This is a genomic window from Aquicoccus porphyridii (assembly GCF_008369105.1).
GTDB classification, from domain to species: Bacteria; Pseudomonadota; Alphaproteobacteria; order Rhodobacterales; family Rhodobacteraceae; genus Aquicoccus; species Aquicoccus porphyridii.
Genome location: NZ_VINQ01000047.1, coordinates 1 through 2,228 on the forward strand (window position 1 = coordinate 1; position 2,228 = coordinate 2,228).

A 2,228-nucleotide genomic window follows, 5' to 3' on the forward strand; every position below is an offset into this window, starting at 1 on the left:
AATGCCCGCATGGGAAAGCGCAGAAGGATGCGGTGGTCGCCCAAAGGGGCTCACCGAGTAGCCGTCACAAGGGCCGCAGTTCTCGATGGTCGGCTGACCGTCGCAAACAGAAAACGCGCCGCATGACCCCCATGTTTTGTCCACTCCCGTTGGGCTCAGGCGGCCAGGTCCGCGCCCCCTGCCCTTTCGCCCTCTTCATCGCCGACGATTTCAAGCCGCGCGTTGCGGTATCCTTCTTTGGCGATCCAAAGCTCGGCCGCAGTGACGGACTCCGCTAGATGCAGCAGCTCCATGTTGCCGCCGAAGTCCAGAAGCACGCGCACCTGCCCGGGCTTCGGGTCCTCGGCCACCTCGAAGACGAGGGCGCTGTCAGCGGAATGGCTGCGCATGATGGTGACGAGGATCACCCCGTCCGAAGCGAAGTTGCCCTCATGCAGCGTGAACGACGCGGGAGCAGTCCAGGTCGCGTAAGGCCGGGGTGGCTCCTTTTCTACAAGGCGGCCGACACCGTTCGAACGCTCCCAGGCTGCCAGCTTCTTGGTGAAGCGGGCCGGCGGCTTGGGACTGCCGTCGGTGTAGCGGATCAGCGCCCCGAGTGGGGCGGTGTCGATGATGGTTGTTGCAGACATGATTCCTCATTCCGAATGCGAGTATTCGCACTCATCTTATTGATATTGTTACGCTATTGGGTGATTGGGGGCGGAATCTCCGCCCCCCCGCTGGATCACGTTATTCCGCGGCCAGCATCGACGCGCCTTGAGCAGGCAGGTCATCCGTCAGGAACGCAGGAAGGTCAGCCTCACTGACGCTGTCGGCCACTTCGGCATCGACATCCGCCCCCTGCCCTTCGGCATGGCCCTCATCGTCCAGCGCCACGAGATCGTTCCGGCGCAGGACCTCGGGCAACCAGCCGCTGCCCTTCAGCAAGCGCTCGGCCTCACTGGCCATCTCGCCCTTTTTCAGGTGATCGAGAAGCTGGGCAGTCCCCTCCCCCTTCGCTTCGCGCACGGCCTCGAGGATGCGGGCCTTGGGCACGCGATTGAGATAGGTGTCGACCGTCGGCTCCCAGCCCGCCTCGACCATATCGAGACCTGTGGCACGCGCCACGAGATCGGCATGCGCCATCCGCCGGGTCAGACCGCCAGCGGAGATGCCTGCCCCGTATGGGTTCACCTTCTCATGCAGCGCGTTGACGCCGAAGCTGAGGCAATGCGCCAGCAGAGCCAGACGGCTGCCCTGGTCGAGGACCGTCAGATAGTCCCAGAGCGCTGCATCGTCGCCAAGCGGCAGATCGGCTTCCCATTCCGCGTGACGCTCGTCGACCAGCTTGGCCACCACGCTGTCCTTCAGATCGGGCGCCTGCGCCGACATGTAGACGTGACGCACCGAGGCTTCGAGACAGCTGCCCGACGCCCCGGAGGTTCGGAAGGTGTCCGTCACCAGCTTCAGAAGCAGCAGCGTCAGCGCGACATCTGGCGAGCGCCCGATCGCTTCACGCAGCGCCAGCGTCCGGTGGGCCGTCAACTCCATGACGAGCCGCTCGGGCAGTGGCTTCAGCGCTCCGTCATCCTCATCCTCCGGCAAGTCAGCTCCGATCAGCTGGCCACCCGACATGATGACGGTTCCGCCATGAGCGGCACTGGCATGGCCATCGGTAAAATCACGACCATCCCCCTGCCCCGCCGCCGCAGGATCCGTACCATCCTGGACCGCGGTCTCGTCAACGGGCTCATCCTCTGGACGCACATACCCGCGATAAACTGCCAGAGCGCCGTAGCGGTCGAGCGTGACGAACGCCCCTGCCCGCCCGATCTCCTCCGCGTCGAAGATCAACGGCCGGGTCTCGATCTTTTCCATCTCCGTTTCCAACACGCCAAGCCGCGTGTCGATCTCGTCGGGGATTTCATCCTGCCCTGCGTATTCCTCCTCGAGCGCCCGGTACTCGTCGAGCAGCTTGGCATGAGCCGCACCTTCGTCATCCGTCATCGGTGCCGGATCACCGGACAGGGACCGCAGGCCGTGGCTGTAGCCGTAGGGCAGGTCAAGCGCGACCTCGATCCACTTCCAGCCCTCAACCGCAACCGTCTCAGCCTCGGCCTGGAGTTTTTCCGTCACCAGCCGATCGAGCAGGGAAAGGTCCTCGAGCCAGCCACCGTCATCGCCCTGAAAGAGGTCATGCAACATCGTGCCGCCCGCCGCTTCATAGGCCTCAACACCCACAAAGACCG

The 2,228-nt window shown here is 64.3% G+C and carries 2 protein-coding genes; both read right to left on the reverse strand.

From position 1 onward, the window contains the following. Nucleotides 1-155 precede the first annotated feature (155 nt). Nucleotides 156-629, reverse strand: a complete 474-nt coding sequence (locus FLO80_RS21610; protein WP_111369215.1) for a UCP036055 family protein — start codon at nucleotides 627-629, stop codon at nucleotides 156-158. Nucleotides 630-729: 100 nt separating this feature from the next. Beyond that, nucleotides 730-2,228 (reverse strand): DNA-binding protein (locus FLO80_RS21615; RefSeq protein ID WP_149187111.1); only part of this gene is annotated, 1,499 nt, incomplete at its 5' end.

Bases quoted from the DNA above. Each gene is read 5' to 3' on its own strand.
- FLO80_RS21610 (WP_111369215.1), bottom strand. From the start codon at position 629: ATGTCTGCAACAACCATCATCGACACCGCCCCACTCGGGGCGCTGATC.